Annotated in this window: 14 protein-coding genes; 5 read left to right on the top strand and 9 right to left on the bottom strand. The window is 33.3% G+C overall.

Annotated elements, in window-relative coordinates:
* Window positions 1–5: 5 nt before the first annotated feature.
* The 6 genes from H277_RS0112215 to H277_RS0112190 are packed head-to-tail and all read right to left on the bottom strand — an operon-like array spanning window position 6 to window position 8,214.
* Entirely contained in the window at window positions 6–1,067 is a 1,062-nt protein-coding gene (locus tag H277_RS0112215; protein WP_019975883.1) for a heparan-alpha-glucosaminide N-acetyltransferase domain-containing protein, read from the bottom strand.
* A gap of 3 nt (window positions 1,068–1,070) precedes the next feature.
* On the bottom strand, window positions 1,071–2,408 hold the full coding sequence (locus tag H277_RS0112210) for a lysine N(6)-hydroxylase/L-ornithine N(5)-oxygenase family protein (RefSeq protein WP_019975882.1): 1,338 nt from the start codon (window positions 2,406–2,408) through the stop codon (window positions 1,071–1,073).
* Between the two features lie 17 nt (window positions 2,409–2,425).
* Window positions 2,426–4,120: a GNAT family N-acetyltransferase gene (locus H277_RS0112205; protein ID WP_019975881.1), complete on the bottom strand. Its 1,695-nt coding sequence runs from the start codon at window positions 4,118–4,120 to the stop codon at window positions 2,426–2,428.
* Between the two features lie 13 nt (window positions 4,121–4,133).
* Window positions 4,134–4,568, bottom strand: a complete 435-nt coding sequence (locus tag H277_RS0112200) for a DoxX family membrane protein (protein ID WP_019975880.1) — start codon at window positions 4,566–4,568, stop codon at window positions 4,134–4,136.
* Window positions 4,569–4,571: 3 nt separating this feature from the next.
* Entirely contained in the window at window positions 4,572–5,828 is a 1,257-nt protein-coding gene (locus tag H277_RS0112195) for a hypothetical protein (RefSeq protein WP_244874893.1), read from the bottom strand.
* Window positions 5,829–5,841: 13 nt separating this feature from the next.
* Window positions 5,842–8,214 carry a TonB-dependent receptor plug domain-containing protein gene (locus H277_RS0112190; protein ID WP_146810790.1) on the bottom strand — a complete coding sequence of 791 codons (2,373 nt, stop codon included), beginning with the start codon at window positions 8,212–8,214 and terminating at the stop codon, window positions 5,842–5,844.
* A gap of 109 nt (window positions 8,215–8,323) precedes the next feature.
* Here H277_RS0112190 and H277_RS19020 point away from each other — a divergent pair, with 109 nt between their 5' ends.
* Window positions 8,324–9,343, top strand: a complete 1,020-nt coding sequence (locus H277_RS19020) for a helix-turn-helix transcriptional regulator (protein WP_019975877.1) — start codon at window positions 8,324–8,326, stop codon at window positions 9,341–9,343.
* Window positions 9,344–9,410: 67 nt separating this feature from the next.
* On the opposite strand, the gene H277_RS0112180 is transcribed toward H277_RS19020, so the two are convergent.
* Both H277_RS0112180 and H277_RS0112175 read right to left on the bottom strand, forming a co-directional pair.
* Window positions 9,411–10,502 (bottom strand): RluA family pseudouridine synthase, encoded by a 1,092-nt coding sequence (locus tag H277_RS0112180; RefSeq protein ID WP_019975876.1) that lies wholly within the window; start codon window positions 10,500–10,502, stop codon window positions 9,411–9,413.
* 7 nt (window positions 10,503–10,509) lie between these two features.
* Window positions 10,510–11,472, bottom strand: coding sequence for a PASTA domain-containing protein (locus H277_RS0112175; protein WP_019975875.1), 963 nt, complete (start codon window positions 11,470–11,472; stop codon window positions 10,510–10,512).
* 91 nt (window positions 11,473–11,563) lie between these two features.
* Here H277_RS0112175 and H277_RS0112170 point away from each other — a divergent pair, with 91 nt between their 5' ends.
* The 3 genes from H277_RS0112170 (at window position 11,564) to H277_RS0112160 (ending at window position 15,308) form a co-directional block, all read left to right on the top strand.
* Window positions 11,564–12,553 (top strand): D-alanine--D-alanine ligase, encoded by a 990-nt coding sequence (locus H277_RS0112170; protein WP_019975874.1) that lies wholly within the window; start codon window positions 11,564–11,566, stop codon window positions 12,551–12,553.
* On the top strand, window positions 12,541–13,002 hold the full coding sequence (coaD, locus tag H277_RS0112165; RefSeq protein ID WP_019975873.1) for a pantetheine-phosphate adenylyltransferase: 462 nt from the start codon (window positions 12,541–12,543) through the stop codon (window positions 13,000–13,002). The genes H277_RS0112170 and coaD overlap by 13 nt, the downstream gene beginning before the upstream one ends.
* A 110-nt stretch (window positions 13,003–13,112) precedes the next feature.
* Entirely contained in the window at window positions 13,113–15,308 is a 2,196-nt protein-coding gene (locus tag H277_RS0112160; protein ID WP_019975872.1) for a T9SS type A sorting domain-containing protein, read from the top strand.
* Between the two features lie 53 nt (window positions 15,309–15,361).
* On the opposite strand, the gene H277_RS0112155 is transcribed toward H277_RS0112160, so the two are convergent.
* Window positions 15,362–15,985, bottom strand: a complete 624-nt coding sequence (locus H277_RS0112155; RefSeq protein ID WP_019975871.1) for a ribonuclease HII — start codon at window positions 15,983–15,985, stop codon at window positions 15,362–15,364.
* Window positions 15,986–16,260: 275 nt separating this feature from the next.
* Between H277_RS0112155 and H277_RS0112150 the strand changes: the two genes are divergently transcribed.
* A complete protein-coding gene (locus H277_RS0112150) occupies window positions 16,261–19,503 on the top strand; it encodes a SusC/RagA family TonB-linked outer membrane protein (protein ID WP_019975870.1) in 3,243 nt (1,080 codons plus the stop codon).
* Window positions 19,504–19,508: the final 5 nt, after the last annotated feature.

Raw genomic sequence — 19,508 nt, 5'->3', positions numbered from 1 at the left:
TAATTTTAATTAAAATGAATAATTTTTTTGAGATAGCTCAAACTAAATGTGAGAGCTGTAATGATCATAAAACATAAACTTAAAGTATCCCACGATTGTGATCGATACGAAACAAAATACCACCCCCAATAAATTAGAATCCATTGAATGATATAAATATTGGTCACATTTTTCGAACAAAAAGCGAAAAAACGAAGGACTTCTTCTGACAGTTTATGTGAAATGAAATAGATCAATGATAGTAGTAAAAGAAGTTCACCACTGTACATGATTAATATTCCTGTAGTTCTGTGATAATAATCTGTTGAAAAATATTGATTAATGCTGTAATCAAAAGAGTGAAACCCAGAGATAAATAATATGATTCCTACAACTGTTAGAAATAAAAACAAATAAGAGATATTTTGTTTAAGTTTTAAATTCTCGATCCAAACTCCGATAGAAAGTCCTAAGAAAGAGAAACCTATCCAAGGAAAAAGAGGAAAATAAACCTGGTGACTTTTACCATAAATAAAGCTCAATAAATAAGATGAGTTTTCATAGTGATAGAGTTGAGGAGCGATAATAAAAATACTTATGCATAGTATTATTCCTAAATAAGGGAATAGACGGATATATGGCATTATAAAAGAACAGATGATATAGGCAATTGCTGCAAATTGCAGAATATCACCAATCAACAGAAAACCAATTAATCCTTTTGTATCATTTAATCGATTCGTGTCTGTAAAAAAGGCTTCAGGAAAAACCTGAAGCAGTTTGATTGTGGGATAAAATTTTAAAATATTCAGTATATAGCCTGTGATAAATAGTTTTATGCCGCGCTTTAGAATAGTAGCCGCGTTTTTCTTATCAGATAAAACGATAGATACTCCCATGCAGAATATGAAGGCAGGAGCTCCTATTCCTTCTAGAATAAATAACAGCCATTTCGAAAAGTTAGACAAAATGGTAGCTTCTGATGCATACATGATAAGCACATGGATAAAAATCATAATAAAAACTGCAATTGTTTTTATTACATCTATTGGGATAAACCTTTCCTTTTTTATAGCACAATTCGTCATATTTTAATCTTGTAAACTAAATAATTCTGAAATAGATGTTACATCTTGAGGGAGACCAAAATCCTGGAACGTAATTTTCTTTTCCAGTTTAAAATGTTCATAACCTAATATATCATTCAAGATAATCGCATTGCGATATGGTCCCATTCCTAGGTCAGATGTTAAAATACCGTGTGATGCTAATTCGACATTTAGTATATAAAGATTTTTATCTTCTTTATTGATATTATAGGTTGCATCTGCTTGCATTTTACCAAAGCAATCACGATTGATCAGATGGTTGACATGTTGTAAAAACTCAGGTTCCTGGTATTTATATCCGGTAGCCAGGATAACATAATCTGTATGAAGGTTGTAAGATTCTTCGAGTATTTTATGAAAAAGTTCCATATCAAATCCGGAAAATTTATCTCCTTTTAAAGCTTCTAATCTGGTATTAGGGAGAATACGTATCGGTAAAGGTTCTTGTCGATAAAGTTCTAAATGATATAATTCATCATAAATTGTATCAATAAGGTCTTGATTAATACCCTTGTATAAAGCATCTTGTTTATTGACAATCTCATGACGTTTCTTTTCCGGCAGCGAATGGAAAAATGAAAGATAATCAGGGGAAGTATGCTCAAAGGTTAATTTAGAGTTTTCCATGGGGAAAAACCGTTCAGCTTCTGTAATCCAATTAATTTTTAGTTTCTGATCATCTAATCCGTTTAAAAGATCTTGAAAAATTTCAGCGGCACTTTGTCCCGAACCAATTACTGAAATTGTACTTTCAGGCTTGATGTACTTTTTTCTATACGTGTACTGAGAGGAATGAAAAACTCTCTCATTGGTACATTCCTTAGTAAAGGAAGGAACACAGGGAACAGTTCCTGTTCCTATAATCAGTTTTCGGGTGTAATATAATTTTGTGGTCTTTTCTATCAGATCGTGAACAGTAATTTCGTATACACCATTATGTTGTTTTGTGTATTCTATGTTTTTTATCCGATGACTGAATTTAAGTTGAGGTAATTGTGATGCAACCCACTTACAATATTTATTATATTCAGTACGGGTAATGTAAAAAGTTTCTCTGATACAGAACTTAAATAAACGATTATTCGCGACCAAGTAATTCAGATAGCTGAATTTATTGGTCGGTTCTACAGAAGTTACAAGGTCTGCAATATAAGGAACTTGTAAGGTGCAACCATTTATCATTAATCCTCTATGCCAATCAAATGAAGGAGATTGATCAAAAAATAATGTATCTAGGGGTAATTGATTTGATAAAGCTGCCATTCCAAGATTGAAAGGTCCAATCCCGATTCCTATGACATCGTATATTTTAGGATTCATAATAGTTTCTTTTTAAGTTAAACTTTAAGGTAGATTTCTGTACATGAATTATCCAATACATCTTGTACAGCTTCTTTATACATTTCTCTGCTTAGAAATGTAAGGTTAGAGGTTTTATAAGGTAATCTAAGTGCTTTGTTGAATTCGCATCCAACTTTGGTAATCAGGTTGTGAGTTCCGGCATGTTCTACAGAAGCTTCGCCAATCATTCGATGTACTTGTGCATGAGAAAAGAAATACTCCATACACATGGTAAGCGCATAATAAGAAAAATTCTTGATTTTTTTATTTGCGGGGGCTATAAGCATATGAAAGCCATAATCTCCGGGATGGAAAGGATAATATTTTCCAACCTCATCTTTTATAGCCCAATACAATTCCAATGTAAAAATAGGTTCTCCATTCAGTGTTCCTATATAAGGGTGTGAATAATCAACGCCAAGATGTTTAATATAAGCTTCTTCCAATTCTTCGATAGGACCATCCATTTCCCAGAATTTTTTTGCATAATCTTTATTTACCCATTCATATAAAACCTCTAAATCGGTTGTGATATCAAAAGCACGTATACCAATTTCCATTGTACTGTTTTCAAAATAGCGCTTGTGAACAAGAGATCCTTTTTGTGGATGAATAAGATGATCGGAATAATATTGGGTATTGATTAAATGATTATGTCTATGAATTCGACCATAAAAATAATTGGAATTTTGTCTTGAAAAAACGGAAGGTAAAAATGAATCGACGTATATGGTATGATTCATTATAAAGTTTTCATGATTTGGATATTGTTGCCAAAAAGCAATGATAGATTTTGAGACCGATTCTAAAAGATCTTCTTCTGTATTTAAACCTAATAAACTGAGCGCTCTGGCAATTGGAAAGAGATGATGCGTAAGAAGCTGTGTTTGAAGAAAGTGTTCAATTTTCTCAAAATTGAACTGTTCCGGTAACTCGCTTTTTGAACATATAATTTCTTGGCTCGAAGAATATAGTTTTTTAGGTTGTCCGTTTTCATCTGTTTCTAACCGTGTATTCAATAGATTCGGAACAATAATTTTTCCTTCTTCTACATAGGCTTTTATGGCGAGATCGAGAAGACAGTTTGTATAATGCTTCAGCCATTTCGTTGCAGCATTGCTGCTATCTGTTTTACTATTTTGAGCATAGACCGAAACAAGCTGTAACATGGCATTCAATTCCTCTTTGGTGGAATATTCATGGACAAAATTGCTGATACAGTGATCTTTTGTATTTTCTTCAGTCGGAATGGCTGAAATAGATCTGAATTCCGGGATGAGGTTAGAAATTTGTGTTTGAACCAGGTTGTTGTAGGTACCAGTAAGGTTGTGGTTAATGGCATCAATATCAATTAAAGTTAATTCAGGAAAATATTCTTGTGCCAAGAGTAATAAAGCTTCTCTTAGGTCAAGAGTTGATATTTTTCCAAATTTATCATTTCGAATACCTATTTCATTACTGAAAATATGCATTCCTGATAAGGATTTGTAATGAATCGGAAGGTAGAGTGTTTTATGTTCTTGTTTTAAATCAAAACGTATAAACGTTGAATCAGAACAAGACTGCATATAAAAAGCAAGATATTCATCATATTTAGGTACAATATCAAAAAAATACCAAGAATTACACTCTCTCACGAATAGATTTAGCAAGAGATTGTGCGAATCATTTAATTTCTGTCTATTTTCCATAGTAACATTGTTTTTAAATCCATGTTTTTTGAGGTTGAAAGAAAACTGTTTTCAATAAATTAAAATGTTCAAAGATTAAGTACAGGTTCAAAACCAGAATTATCAAATCGAAATAAAGGAAATCCATTGCGTGACTAATGTAGACATGACTAAAAAACATGCCTACAGAAACCGGAAATAACCATATTGCTCCAAAGAAATAAGTTCTTTTGGGTAATAAAAGTAAACCTCCTATTAATTGAGCCATACCAATTACCCAGATAAAACCTGTTCTTTCCCAAATGAGATAGAAATCTAAAAAATCACCCTTTAAACCAAAATCAATATATTCCTGAGGATCAATTGTCATAGTTAATTTTTCATAACCATGAGGAATATAAACATAGGCTAAAAAGGCTCGAAATAAATAGCTTATGCCAATCCCTATTTTTTTAGATATATTTTCCATGTTTTATTTGTTATCAATAATATTAAAGCCCATTAATCGACCACTACCTTTTAGACGGAATGTTTCTTTCGTTTTTCCTGTTTGAGGATTATATTGGTAAGCACCTGCGAAATTTTCAGTTGTATTGTTCGAAATAAAGTAAATATTTCCTTTGTGGTAAAAGGGATTTTGATACGAATAGAAATTATCAGGTAGCATTTCTAACCTTGTTGCTTTTTTACTGTTTACATCAATTTCTGTCCAGTACCAAATATCTTGTCTGTAACTAACGCCGTGTTGTCCTCCTCCGTAGTAAGATGTAGGTCTGCTAGAAATTGTCGTATAAACTTTATTGTTGTGTGCAAAAATTCTATTAAAATCACTTGGGTATTGATAATCAGATATTTTTATTTCGAAGTTGGGATCAAATTTTGTCTCGCCATTTTTGATACGTAATATCTTTGATTCAGGAGTCTGTGCTCTCATATCACCAATTGCAACGACATACAAATCTTTGGTAATGTCATCTATACTCCATAAAACATGATCGGCAAATAGACCAAGGTTGGTTGCTCCTGTATATGCTGTAACACTTTCTATTTTATTCGTGCCTAAATCATATACTGCAATTTCAGCTTTTTGAACAGTAGGCGTAACCTGCCATGCGGTTCCTCGTGTTCCGTGTTGTACATCAACATACAATTTATTATCTCTTTTAGCTAAAATTAATTGACCCGCAGCTTCATAAGGACTACCATTTGATAATGATGAAAGATCTATTTCTCCCGTTCGTTGCATTGTTTCAGGATTGAACTTCTGAATTTTTAATCCACCGGCAGAAAGATCCCAATAATAACCTTCAGAAGAACTTACAACCAAATAGTTTGTTTCATAAGTATTGTTTGGTGTACTGATAAAACCATTGGCAGAGAATTTTCCTGACTCTAGTTTATATTTAGAAATTCCGATGTCACTGGAAACAGCACCATCTTTTTTGTATAATACATTATTAATGACACGACCTCCTGCCGAATATCCCACCTGGTAGAAGGGAATAGTAGATAGATTAATTTCGCGTGCTTTATTATCGCCCAGTGCATAAATTCCTCCTGACCATTTTTCAGTACCGTTGAAAATGACCCATGTTTCGTCTTTTGGAAGAGCATCCGTATTTTCGGTTGGATTTGGATCCGTTGTGGAGTCATCGTCACTTTTACACGAATATAAAAAAGAGGTTGATAATACGACTGTAGCAATAAGTTTTAATGAAAATTTTTTCATGATTTTGAATGATTTAAAAAAAATTATAAATGATTTTAAAATGAATAGAACGCCCGGGTTTTTGTACATTGAAATTGTCATAAAGTTTTTCATTTCCAAGGTTCATCATCTCTAAAGATGTTCTGATTTTTTTGTTTGAAAACTGATAATAAAGACCGATGTCATGCGAAAATTGTCCCAATCTTCCATCGTTAGGAATAATTAGTTCAGAGCTAACTTCTGTGGCTTCTCCGAAAAGAGAAGGCTCTTGGCTTTTAGGAATATCAGTTAAGTAAAAACGATGCACATAATTAAGGTTCCATCGCAAGCTTAATCGGTCTTTAGTTTTTAAGATATTGTTGAGATGGCCATTTAAAAAGACATTTCCAAATAAAAAAGGAATATTGGCAACCCGTGAACCTTCGTATATTTTAAATTCTGCCTTTTCGTTAATACGACGAATATCTTGATATGTGCCATTGAAACCGAAATCGATTTGATTGTTTATGTTATAAGTTGCTTCAATTTCAATTCCTTTGATTTCGACCTGATGAAAATTGATGTAACGATTATAAGGAATATCAGGTTGTAGAAAAATAGCATCTTTCACTTTACGGTAGAAAAGATTTGTCGCAACAGTTCCATTGTTTTTTTTGTTGCCATAGACATATTGAGCGTTTAAATTGACATTATGACTTTTCTCCGGATTGAGATCAAGATTTTCTTTGATTAAGACTCCGTCTCCAAATACTTCAAACTCATCCGGTAAACGCGTAGCGTATTCGTAAGATAGCTTAGTGAGAAATTGATCATTGTTCCATTTAAAGCCTCCCAAATAACCCAGTAAATTATTCGATTTGGAAGACTGCCAGGCAAAATTGAACTTATCAGTGGTAAAGCCTTCGGTTTTACTGTTGTAATGTTTAACGGCGAAAATACTTTCAACTTTTTTATCCAACCACAGCGAACGCAAAGCAAGTGCTAATATGTTTTTTTGATAAGTTGCCGGAATAGTCAAAACATCAATATTGTAAACTGGAGAAACAGCTCCTAAAGGATCACTTCCTTTTCTTCTTTGATAATAAAAAAGTTCTCCTAATTCAACAAAATGGTTGTCTTTTATTTCATACGTAGCACTAATTCTACTCGAAAAAAGATCATAACGTAAGCGTTGATTACTCCCTCCTTTATTGATTTCTCCTATAACTTGATCCTTCAAGATGATTTTTCCATCCCAATCGTAGCGAACAGTTGCTGTATCAATAAGTCGGGTATTAAAATGACTGTAATTAAATGTCGAATTTATTTTTAATCGCTTGTCAAGCAATTCTTTTTTATAGGATACTAATGCGGCATAATTTTGTTCTTTGTTAAAAGGTTTACCGTAGACTTTACCCATTTCACTGTCATTTTGTATCTCTTTATAGAAATCTGAAAAGATGAAAGAAAACTTTACATCATCAGCCCATTTTTTACCTCTAATTCCTGTAAAAACTTCTCCATAATAGGACTTTGTAGCATCATGGAACCGTTTCACTTCTTTATAGTATTTTTGTCCTGTTTCCGAAGCAATAAATGGAGTGTTAACCTTATAATTATTATCTGAATAATTATAGGCAGTGTTTAATCCGACATAATGGGAAGGATTTTTACCTGTAATAAAAACATTTGCAGTAACCCGATGTGTGTTAAAAGAACCTATTTCATAAGAAGCTTCCATCAGATTAGAGGTAGGATTTCGTGTTACCAAGTTGATTCCCCCACCCAAAGCGTCAGAAGCTAGATAAACAGGCATTGCTCCTTTGTATACTTCGACGCGTTCTAGCATATTGGTTGGTATTGTTCCAATATTGAATCCATGACCAAATAGCTCCACAGGTATTCCGTCTTTGAATATCCGAATGGCTTTTCCTTGTAAACCTCCTAGATTTATTTGAGTTTCAGAGCCAAGATTTCCGTTGGTACGAACTTTTATTCCAGCTGCTCGATTAAGAAGATTACCAACATCACCTGATCTGTCATATTGCGTTTTCATATCGATAACCTGAACAGAGAAAGGAGAATTTTCCAGTTTTTGTTTAATTGACTGCGAACGGATGATAACTTCTTCTAGTTTTTCAGTTGTATCATTTAGAACAATAATTTGGTAATGTTTTGTGGTACAATCTATACTTAGTGTTTGAGTATCGATAAGTTCGTCGTTTTCATAGATTTCGATGTAATAAGTTCCTTTATTTATATCAACAAGATTAGTTTCTCCGTTTGCATTTAAAGTTAACTTCTTATTGTCAATAACTAGTGAAGCGTTTTTTATTGAAGTACCATTTTCTTTATTCAGAGAAAAAGAGATATCGCAAGCAAACGCTGCTGAGCTAATGAAGAGTAGAAGTAGGAAGTATTTAATCATATTTTTATTTAGAATAAATTTAAATAACATATCTTTATGCAAAAATATTTTGTTAAGGTTGAAGTATTATTACGAATTTGGTTTTAATATTTACGAATAAAGGTTCCGTATGAGTTATAGAGTAGATGCTTTTGATTTTTTAGAAATAATCAATCAACGTCAGTTTTCAGCTGCTGACGAAATAAAGGATAATATGGTTAAAAATAATTTCTTAGAGGATAATGTTAATGTCTCAATCGATGAAGAAATAATCAAAGAAGGTTTGGCTGTCGTAAGGACAAATTATTGTATGAAAAATGACCTGATATTGGATTGCTTTTCAAAAGATCCTTTTTTAGAATTACATTTTAACCTTTCAGGATCAGCTATATATTATAAAAATTCTTTTATCGCTTCGGAGGAGGTTGCCCCCATGACAGGAAATATGATTTATGTCGCACCAAGCGATGAAAAATCAGAGATCTCCTTTCATAAAGAGGATGAGTATAGTACTTTTGACATTCATTTTCCATTGAAAATGCTAAGTGAGTATTGGGGCGAAAATCAAAAATTGGATTCATTTCTTACTCAGATTGTACAGCATAGAAGTGTTGGTCTTACCGATAATAATATCAAGCTGAACTCAAAAATATTATTAGCCATCCAGGATATTGAATGTTGTTGTTATGAAGGACTTACCCGTAAACTATATCTTGAATCAAAAATCAGGGAAATTATTGCTTATTGTTTTGAAGAAACAAATGAAAGTTATCCGATAAAACTTTCAACACGGGATATTGATTGTATAAAACATGCTGCCCAGCTTATTACTGATTGTATGAATCGCCCGATTACAATAAAGGAACTTTCGAAAAGAATCGGAATTAATGAAACAAAACTAAAAGTAGGATTTAAGAGTGTTTTTGGAACGACGATTTTTGGATATTTACAGGATTTAAGAATGAACAAAGCCAAACGTTTTCTTCTTGATACAGAATTGACAATAGAAGAAATAAGTCGAAAATGTGGATATATCAATCTTTCTAATTTTAGTAATGCGTTTAAAAAATATTTCAGTATTTCACCGGGAACTTTAAGAAATGATACTAAATTATTGAAGAAGATGAATACAAGAATTGTGAAAATATAGATTTTATAAAATGAAAGGAATAAAAAAGCACTTCTCTTGAAGTGCTTTTTTATGATTTTAAAAATGATTATTCCATTTCTTTTGCATTACGATCAATTTTCTCTTCAGGCTCTGTTGCATGTACAGAATTGATCGAGTAATTTCTCCAACGTTCCAGAATATCTAAAATATCTGCAGGTAAAGGAGATTCAAAATACATACGTTCTCCGGTTGTTGGATGATCAAAACCTAAGGTACGTGCATGTAAAGCTTGACGAGGGCATGCTGCAAAACAGTTGTCAACAAACTGTTTGTATTTGTTGAAAGTTGTTCCTTTCAAAATACGATCACCTCCATAACGGGTGTCATTAAATAAAGGATGTCCTAAATGTTTGAAGTGGGCACGAATTTGGTGTGTTCGACCAGTTTCCAATTTACATTCTACGAAAGTCACGTATGAAAAATTCTCCAAAACTTTGTAATGGGTTACCGCGTGTTTACCTTGCGAACCATCTTCGAAAACAGCCATTTGCATACGATCCTTTAAGTGTCGACCAATATGTCCGGTAATTGTTCCTTCTTTTTCACTCACAACTCCCCAAACCAAAGCATTGTATAAACGATCAGTAGTATGTGCTGCGAATTGTTCTGCTAAACTAGTCATAGCAACTTCCGTTTTTGCGATGACTAATAATCCGCTTGTGTCTTTATCGATACGATGTACTAATCCGGGACGTTCCATTTGCTCTGACATTGAAGGCAAATTATCAAAATGGAATTTCAAAGCATTCACTAATGTACCTTTGTAATTTCCATGTCCGGGATGTACAACCATTCCTGGTTCTTTATCTATTACAACAACCTGATCATCTTCATAAATGATTTTGATCGGAATATCTTCTGCTAAAACTTCATTCTCACGAGGAGGAGTTTCTAACATGATTTGAATAAAATCACCGGGTTTCACTTTGTAATTTGATTTAACAGGTGCATTATTCACTAAAATATTCCCGTTATCTGCCGCTTGTTGTATCTTATTTCGTGTCGCATTCTCAATTCGAACCATTAAGAACTTGTCAATACGCAATAACGATTGACCTTTGTCAACCGTTATTGAGAAATGTTCGTATAATTTATTGTCGTCTTCCTCTTGTAAGAAATCTTCTAAATCTTCTGTCATTTTTTTTCTATTCTATAATCACTTCTTCCGGAGCTTTAGGCGCTTCTGTTGGCTTAGGCTGTTCCGTTGTTGGATTATTTTGTTGTTGCTGCAAATCTTTTATTTGTTGCTCAGCTTTTTGTGTTATAATATCTCTGTATTGCGAACCTCTTATTGTATCTTCACCGAAATTCTTGTACTGAATATCCAGCTCTTTCAATTGTGTTCTAATTTTATCACGAGGTTCTGTTGATAACCAAAGGTCGATCGGTTGTCCTTGGTCATAGGTATCTGTTGCAAATGGGAATTGATACACCACCCTTGCGTTAATCGTATCGTTAGATGCTCCAATAAATTTAATCTGTCCGATTTCAAAGAAATTATCTTTGATCGATTTTTTAGCATCTGTCAATGTTAAATTGATTAAGTTTGGCATTCGTACACCAGATAACATTCCGCGTCCTAAAACTAAATCCACGGTAGCAAAGCGAGGTAATTGTTCTCCGGCTTTAACAATTTTTCCGTTATATAATATTTTAAGAACTGCATCTTTTGCTAAGTCTGGTTCATAAATAATTTTTCCAATTTTAAGCCCTGATATTTCTAATTGTGTAAAAGCCAAACGTTTCGATTTTCCAATTAAATCGGGTAATTCTACGGGACGGTAAGTTTTTGGATTTGATTTGATAAAAATACGACGACCTTCTTTTACACGAGATTGTGCTGCCGGATAAAAATCCATAATTGAAAAAGGTTTTGTATTGGGATCAAAACGAGAACTATCTACTTCATATGTTAACCCAAGTTCTTCTAACTTAGCTGTAGCATCAGTAATATTCATTTTTGATAAATCCGGAACTTCAACAAATTCATTGTGATTTGTATACGAATCTAACCAAACGTTAAAAATAAAATGGTAAAGCCCAAATGATAGCGCTACAACGATGGCTATATTCAGCAAAACTTGAATGATTGATTTTACTCCTTTCATTGAAATGATAAATTGTCGGACAAATATAGTTTAAAAATAATATTTATGATTGATGTCAAAGTTCTATATTTGAATAAATTTTAAATTAAACATGTTAAGAGTAGCAGTTGTAGCAGGTGGATACTCGGACGAAAGTGTGGTTTCGTTGAAAAGTTGCGAACTAATTTACGCAAGTCTTAATTCGGAAAAATACGACAAAACAAGAGTTCGAATCTTAAAAGAAGGTTGGTATGCCGAAATTGATGGTGAAAAATATCCGATCAATAAAGGTGATTTTTCATTTGAGAAAAATGGTGAAAAAAGAATGTTTGATGTTGTTTTTAACACCATTCATGGTACACCGGGAGAAGATGGTTATCTGCAAGCATATTTTGAAATGATTGGTCTACCTTATAATGGTTGCCCTTTTTATCAATCTGCCTTAACATTCAATAAAAAAGATTGTATTGCAGTATTGAGTAAGTATGGTATTCCTCATGCGAAATCAATTTATATTAACAAAGGAGATCAGTATTCGGTTGCAGAAATTATCGACCAGGTTGGTTTACCTTGTTTTGTGAAACCTAATCGTTCAGGTTCTAGTTTAGGAATATCTAAAGTTCATAAACGAGAAGAGTTTGAAGCAGCGATGGAAAAAGCGTTCCATGAAGACAAAGAAGTTTTGGTTGAATCTTTTTTAGATGGAACAGAAGTTTCTGTAGGTGTATTAAACTATAAAGGCAAAACAATGGTTTTAGGAATTACAGAAATTGTCCCGCACACCGAATTCTTTGATTATGATGCGAAATACAATGGTTTATCAGATGAAATTACGCCGGCACGTTTGACAGTAGAGGTAGAACAACGCGTTCGAGAAGTTGCTGAAAAAGCTTATAAATGTATCGATATGTCTGGTTTTTCACGTTCAGAATATATTATTGTGAATGGAGAACCGCATTTTATCGAAATGAATACATTACCGGGGTTTTCTCCTGCAAGTATTTTCCCTCAGCAAGCGGCTCATGCAGGAATTGCATTAGAAGATCTGATGGATAGTGAAATAGAATTAGCTTTAAGTAGAAGATCTCCATGGATAGAATAGCTGTTTTTCCCGGATCTTTTGATCCGATAACATTAGGACATTTAGATATTATAGAGCGTGCAGTTCCTTTGTTTGATAAGATTATCGTTGCGATAGGAACAAACTCTTCTAAAAATTATATGTTTTCATTGGAGCAAAGAATTAAGTTTATTGAAGATTCAGTCGCAAAATTTGAAAATGTAGAAGTGATGGCATACAAAGGTTTAACAGTTGATTTTTGTGATGAAGTAAACGCACAGTTTATTTTACGAGGACTTCGCAATCCGGCTGATTTTGAGTTTGAAAAAGCAATTGCACATACAAATCGAGCGATTACAAATCATAATATAGAAACTATTTTCTTGTTAACATCTTCAGGTAAGGCTTACATTAGCTCGAGTATCGTACGAGATGTAATGCGAAATGGAGGGAAGTATGAAATTTTAGTTCCGGACATGGTAAGAATATAAAATATTGTATTATAGTAAAAAGAAACAAGAAGAGCAGAAAAATTATCTGCTCTTTTTTTATGCTTAAAAAATGAAAAGAGATATATTTACATCAATTAACACAAAAAAATATGAAGAAATTAATTTTACTTTTAATTGCATTTGTATTTAGTACTTTATCATTTGGACAGCTACAACCAATTCCAAAGAAGGTAGAACAAGCTAAATTAACAAGTCGCAGTTTTAAATCGTACAATGTATTTAGCAGCGCTATACAGCAAAAAGGAAATCAATTCACTGATTTTGCAAAAGGTGTTTCCGTATTTAATTTAGAAAAAGCAGAATTATCTAAATTATATCAGGCAAAACCGGTTACACTCACATTGGAAGTTCCATTTGAAGGACGTGAAATCAGTTTAGAATTGGTAAAAAATGAAGCATTATTCACAGATAATTTTAGAGCTGTTGATCAAAACAATCAATTGATTAATTATCAGCCTGGTGTATATTATCAAGGAATCATTGGTGGAGATAACACATCTGTTGTAGCGATTTCTATCTTTAAAGATCAGGTAATTGGTGTAGCATCTTCTACAGCTTTAGGAGATGTGGTAATTGGAAAATTACAAAATTCTGAAGAGTATGTAACGTATTCTTCTTATAATGTAGAAGCCAAAAACAATGTGAAGTGCGCTGTAGATCAATTGGAGGAAAATAAAAACTACAAACCCAATTATGATCCTAAAATCTTACAAAAGAGCACGAACGAAATGACAGAAAAATGTGTTCGTGTCTACTATGAGATTGCGTATGCACCATATAAACAAAATGGATTGGATGAAACAAAGACATTAGATTGGCTAACGGCAATTCATAACAATATAGCAACACTTTATACAAACGATTACATTAGAACCTCTCTATCTAAGGTAATGATTTGGAAAGAACAAGATCCGTATACAGGAGATTATAATGCACAGTTAAATAGGTTCAGAACAACGAGAACAGATTTTGACGGAGATTTTGCACATTTAGTAAATTATCCTTCAACGACTTCTGTAGCATACCTAAATTCAATGTGTAACAATGATTATCATTATGCCTATTCAGGAATTAATATGACGTATAATGATGTACCTGTTTATTCTTGGACGATTATGGCGATGACTCATGAAATGGGACATGCTTTAGGTTCTCCACATACACACGCATGTGCATGGAACGGAGATAATACTCAAATTGATGGTTGTGGAGCGCAGGCTGGATACCCGGATGGAGATTGTGCTATTGGTCCTATTCCATATGCAGATAAGGGAACTATCATGAGTTATTGTCATTTAATAGGAGGAGTTGGGATTAATTTCTCGAATGGGTTTGGAAAACAACCGGCAAATTTAATTCGTGCAACTGTTGACGGAAAAATTTGTTTAAGTACAGATTGCAGCATGACGTGTCAACAAACTATAAAATCTGTAACAGGCTCTTTAAACGACCGTACAATTACTTATACTTTAAATGATGATGTTGGAACTGCTTGGATTTACAAATTTCAAAAAATTGGCGCTGCCGATGCACAATGGAAAGAAACGACTTCTAAAACACTAACTTTTGATAACTTAGATAGAAATGCTTATTATAGAATAGAAGTCGCAAATAAATGTTCTGAGACATCAAATTCTTCAGCGGTAACAAGGATTATAGAGATTCCCGGAGATTATTGTAATGGAGATTTGTATTATGACTCTGGAGGACCAAATGGAAATTATTCTCCTAATGAGAATGTGACGAAAATCTTTAAACCGCTGGTAGCAGGAGAAAAAGTCTCAATTACATTCACAGAATTTGACATAGAGCCTGCAAGTGAGCAAGGAGAATTATATGATTATATGAATATTTATAACGGAGCAACTCCAACTGTAGCCAAATTATTTCCTGATGGAAAAGAACTGAACGGAAATAAAATTCCCGGACCATTTGTCTCTACGGACGATTCAGGTGCCATTACTGTTAGATTTAGATCAGATGGAGGATTGGAACTAAAAGGTTGGATAGCAGAAATAAATTGTAATTCATTGGGATTAGAAGATCTTAGTAAAGTAGAGTTTTCAATATATCCAAACCCGACAACAGATTTTGTAACATTATCAAGTAAAGAATCAATTGTTGGTTATCAGGTTTATGATATGGGAGGGAAATTGTTAACAGAAACGAAAAAAATGGATAAAAAAGAAACGAAAATCGATTTGTCGAATTATCCGAAAGGAATTTATTTGTTAAATATCAAAACAGATAAAAGAACTTATACACAAAAAGTAACGAAAAAATAAAGCTAGTGTAAATAAAAAGAGAGAGAGACCTTAAGGTCTCTCTCTCTTTTTATTTACAAATCCAAATTCAATTGTTCCGGTAATAATCTAAAACTCATTCGATGATAAGGAGTAGCCCCGTATTCCTTTATAGCAGAACGATGGGCCTTTGTTGGATATCCTTTATTTTGTTTCCAATCATACATAGGAAATTCATCATGAATTTTTTCCATATATTCATCTCGGTAAGTCTTGGCTAAGATGGAAGCTGCTGCGATATTCATATACTTTGAATCACCTTTTACAATACATTGGTGAGGTATATCGTGATAAGGATTAAATCTATTTCCATCAACGATGATCATCTCTTTTGGACAGTCTAATTGATCAATTGCGCGGTGCATAGCCAGAAAGCTGGCATTAAGAATATTGATTTTATCAATTTCAGAAGGCCAAACAATACCAATTGCCCAAAATTTTGCATGAGTTTCTATAAAAGATCTTAATGATTTTCTTTTCTTTTCAGATAGTTGCTTAGAATCGTTAATGATATCATTTTCAAAATTTTCTCCTAATATTACGGCAGCTGCTACAACAGGGCCGCTTAAGCATCCTCTTCCAGCTTCATCACACCCTATTTCATATTTGAAGTTTGTCAATACTTTTTCCAATGCTATTTTTTCCAAAAGTATAAACATTCAAGGAAAAGTACAATTGGAAATTATGTTTTGTTGTATTCAAATCATATTGTGTTTTACCAATAAAGTGTATAACTCTTTAGTAATAAAACTTCATATCATCATTGTCTTCTGATGTAAATCATGTAAAAAATGAATTGTTCTATTTCTTAATATGATAAAAGTTTGAGATATTTTTTAAATTTTTAACAAAATTCTAAAACTTTAATAAAAAAAAGTTTTGTAAATGTTAGAGAAATCTTAAGTTTATGATAGTTTTAAAAATATTTTAACAAATGAGGAGAAATTTAAAAAACTTGTTTGTATTGGGAGGGATTCTTTTAGGAACTTCTTTATATGCGCAAGAAAAGACAGTTACAGGAACTGTAACTGATCCAGATGGTTTTCCAGTTGCTGATGCTCTAGTAACAACTTCTTCAGGAAAGGAAGTCGTTACTGGTGAAGATGGAAAATTTAGTATTGGAGCAAATGAGGGAGATAAAATTACTGTTGAATCCATTGGATTACCGACACAAACATTTGTTGTAGGGAGTTCTTCCACTTATAACGTTTCATTAAAGAAAACGGAAACAATAGAATTGGAAGGAGCAGTAGTAACTGCATTGGGAATTACACGTGACAAAAAATCATTAGGATACTCTACTCAACAAGTATCAGGAGAAACGATTTCAGCTACACCTGTATCAAATTTTGCTGATGCATTATCAGGAGAAGTAGCAGGGTTAGATATTAAATCTTCTGGTACGATGGGAGGTTCATCTAATATGGTTATTCGTGGTTTTGGTTCTTTGTTCGGAAATAACCAAGCTTTAGTTGTTGTAGATGGCACACCAATTAATAATGGAACATATAATACTGCCAATCAAACAACAGGTAGAGGTGGTTTTGATTATGGAAATGCGGCTTCGGATATTAACCCGAATGATATTGAGACATTAAATGTATTAAAAGGAGCTGCAGCGACTGCGCTTTACGGTTCTAGAGGACAGAATGGTGTTATCATGATTACCACTAAAAAAGGAAAAAAGAGTAAAGGGATTGGTGTCGAGTTTAATTCTGCAGTAACAGTAGGGTCAGCAGATAAAGCAACTTTACCTCGATACCAGAAAAAATACGGAGCAGGTTACGGACCATTATCTATTGCAGATGGGGGACATCCTGATAATCCTTATTTCACAGTAGGGCCAAATAATTCATTTGTTACACAATTCGGAGCCGATGCTTCATATGGAGCAGCATTCGATCCAAATTTAATGGTTTATCAATGGAATTCCTTATTTGAAGGAATGCCTCAATTCGGTATGGCAACACCTTGGGTTGCAGCAAAGAACGATCCTAACTCTATATGGGGAATTTCTTCAACTTTTGTAAATTCAGCATCCTTTTCAGGAAGTAACGATGATGGAGGATTTAGAGTTGGTTTTACAAATAATTTAACGAATGGAAATTTAGTTAATAGCGAATTAAAGAGAAATACTTTAAGTTTTAGCGGAGATTATAAATTGACAGATAAGTTAAAAGCTACAGGAAGTATAATATATACGAATAATAAAGGAAAAGGACGTGTAGGAACTGGATATGATGGTTTAAATCCAATGCAGGCTTTTCGCCAATGGTGGCAGGTGAATGTTGATTTAAAAGAACAGGAACAAGCTTATTTGTTAACAAAGAAAAATGCATCTTGGAATGTTAAAAGTTTAACGAATAATTCTCCACAATATACGGATAACTATTACTGGATGAGGTATGAGAATTATCAAAATGATTCTCGTGACCGTTATACGGGAAATGCGTCTTTAGATTATAAAATAAATAGTTGGTTAAGTGTTACGGGTAGATATGCTTTTGATAATTATGACGAAGTAAGAGAAGGAAGAGTAGCCGTAGGATCTGCTGGATCTCTTGGAGAGTACATGTATTTTAAACAATCTGTTTCTGAAAATAACTATGATGTAATTTTTAATGTAAATAAAAATATTACGGAGGATATTACTTTAGATGCCAATGCAGGATGGAATCTACGTGTGGAGAAAGTCGATCGTTTTATTGGAATAACCAATGGAGGATTAAGTATTCCTGGATTATATACTTTAGCGAATTCTAAAAATGCTTTGACAGCTGAAGATATTACTCAATTTAGAGGGACAAAGAAAGTAGATGGGATGTATGCTAGAGCAAGTTTTGGTTTTTACAATCTATTTTATTTAGATGGATCGATTAGAACAGATAGATCTTCGTCTTTATGGAGCGGAGCTCAGAATAGATATTGGTATCCATCAGTTTCCGGGAGTTTTGTGTTTTCAGAATTAATGAAAGGATCATTTATCAATTTTGGTAAATTGAGAGCGAATTATGCTAAAGTGGGTAATGATACAGATCTATATAATCTGTATAATACCTATGCTTTGAATGCTTCATTTAATGGTGTTGGTTCAGCAACAAACCCATCTCGTTTTAAAAATCAATTCCTTAAACCGGAATCAATGAATGAGTTTGAAGTAGGTTTAGAGATGGCAATGTTTAAAAACAGAGTAAGTTTTGACGTTTCTTATTACAATAGAAAAACAGTAGATTTAATTACACCGGTTGATGTATCATCTTCTTCTGGAGCATCTTCAATCTGGATGAATGCAGGAGATATGGTTAATAAAGGAATTGAAGCTTCATTAAATGTTGTTCCTGTAAAATCAGAAGATTTTACATGGCGATTAGGGTTTAATTTTGCAAAAAATAAGAATGAAGTATTGAAATTAGCTGATGGTGTAGACTATTTACAATTAGCAGGTATGCAGGCTTCAATTTCTGTAGGTGCTCAAGTAGGAGAAGCTTATGGTGTGATTAGAGGAACAGGATTTGTTTATGATGATAATGGAAATAAAGTTGTTGGGGCAAACGGACAATATTTAGCTTCACCAAGTACAACTGTAATAGGAAATATGAACCCGGATTGGACTGGGGGTATAAAGAATATGGTGTCATATAAAAACTTGAGTCTAAGTTTTTTAATTGACTTTCAAAAAGGAGGAGACGTATTCTCGCTTGATACATGGTATGGATATGCAACAGGATTATATGATAACTTTACTTCAGGTCTAAATGATTTAGGTAATCCTGTGAGAAACACAATAGCAAATGGAGGTGGAGTTATTCTGCCAGGAGTAAAACAAGATGGGTCACCAAATGATATTCGTGTAGATGCTAGTAATGGTAATGGTAGAGGAAATCCATGGGGGTATTTAACAGGAACAGCTCCAAGAGAAGCTCACATATATGATGCATCGTTTGTTAAGTTAAGAAATGTAACGTTAACTTATGATTTGCCAGAAAGATTACTGAATAGTACTTTTATTAAGAAATTATCGGTGTCGGCAATTGGACGTAACTTATGGATTATCCATAAAAATGTACCTTGGTCAGATCCGGAAGCAGGATTAAGTGCAGGGAACATTCAAGGATATCAATCAGGAGCACACCCTACAATTCGTGAAGTAGGAGCTAGTATTAAAGTACAATTTTAAAAGAA

The organism is Empedobacter brevis NBRC 14943 = ATCC 43319, assembly GCF_000382425.1.
GTDB classification, from domain to species: domain Bacteria; phylum Bacteroidota; class Bacteroidia; order Flavobacteriales; family Weeksellaceae; genus Empedobacter; species Empedobacter brevis.
The sequence above is the reverse complement of the archived record's forward strand: the minus strand, read 5'-3'. Positions and strand labels throughout refer to the sequence as shown.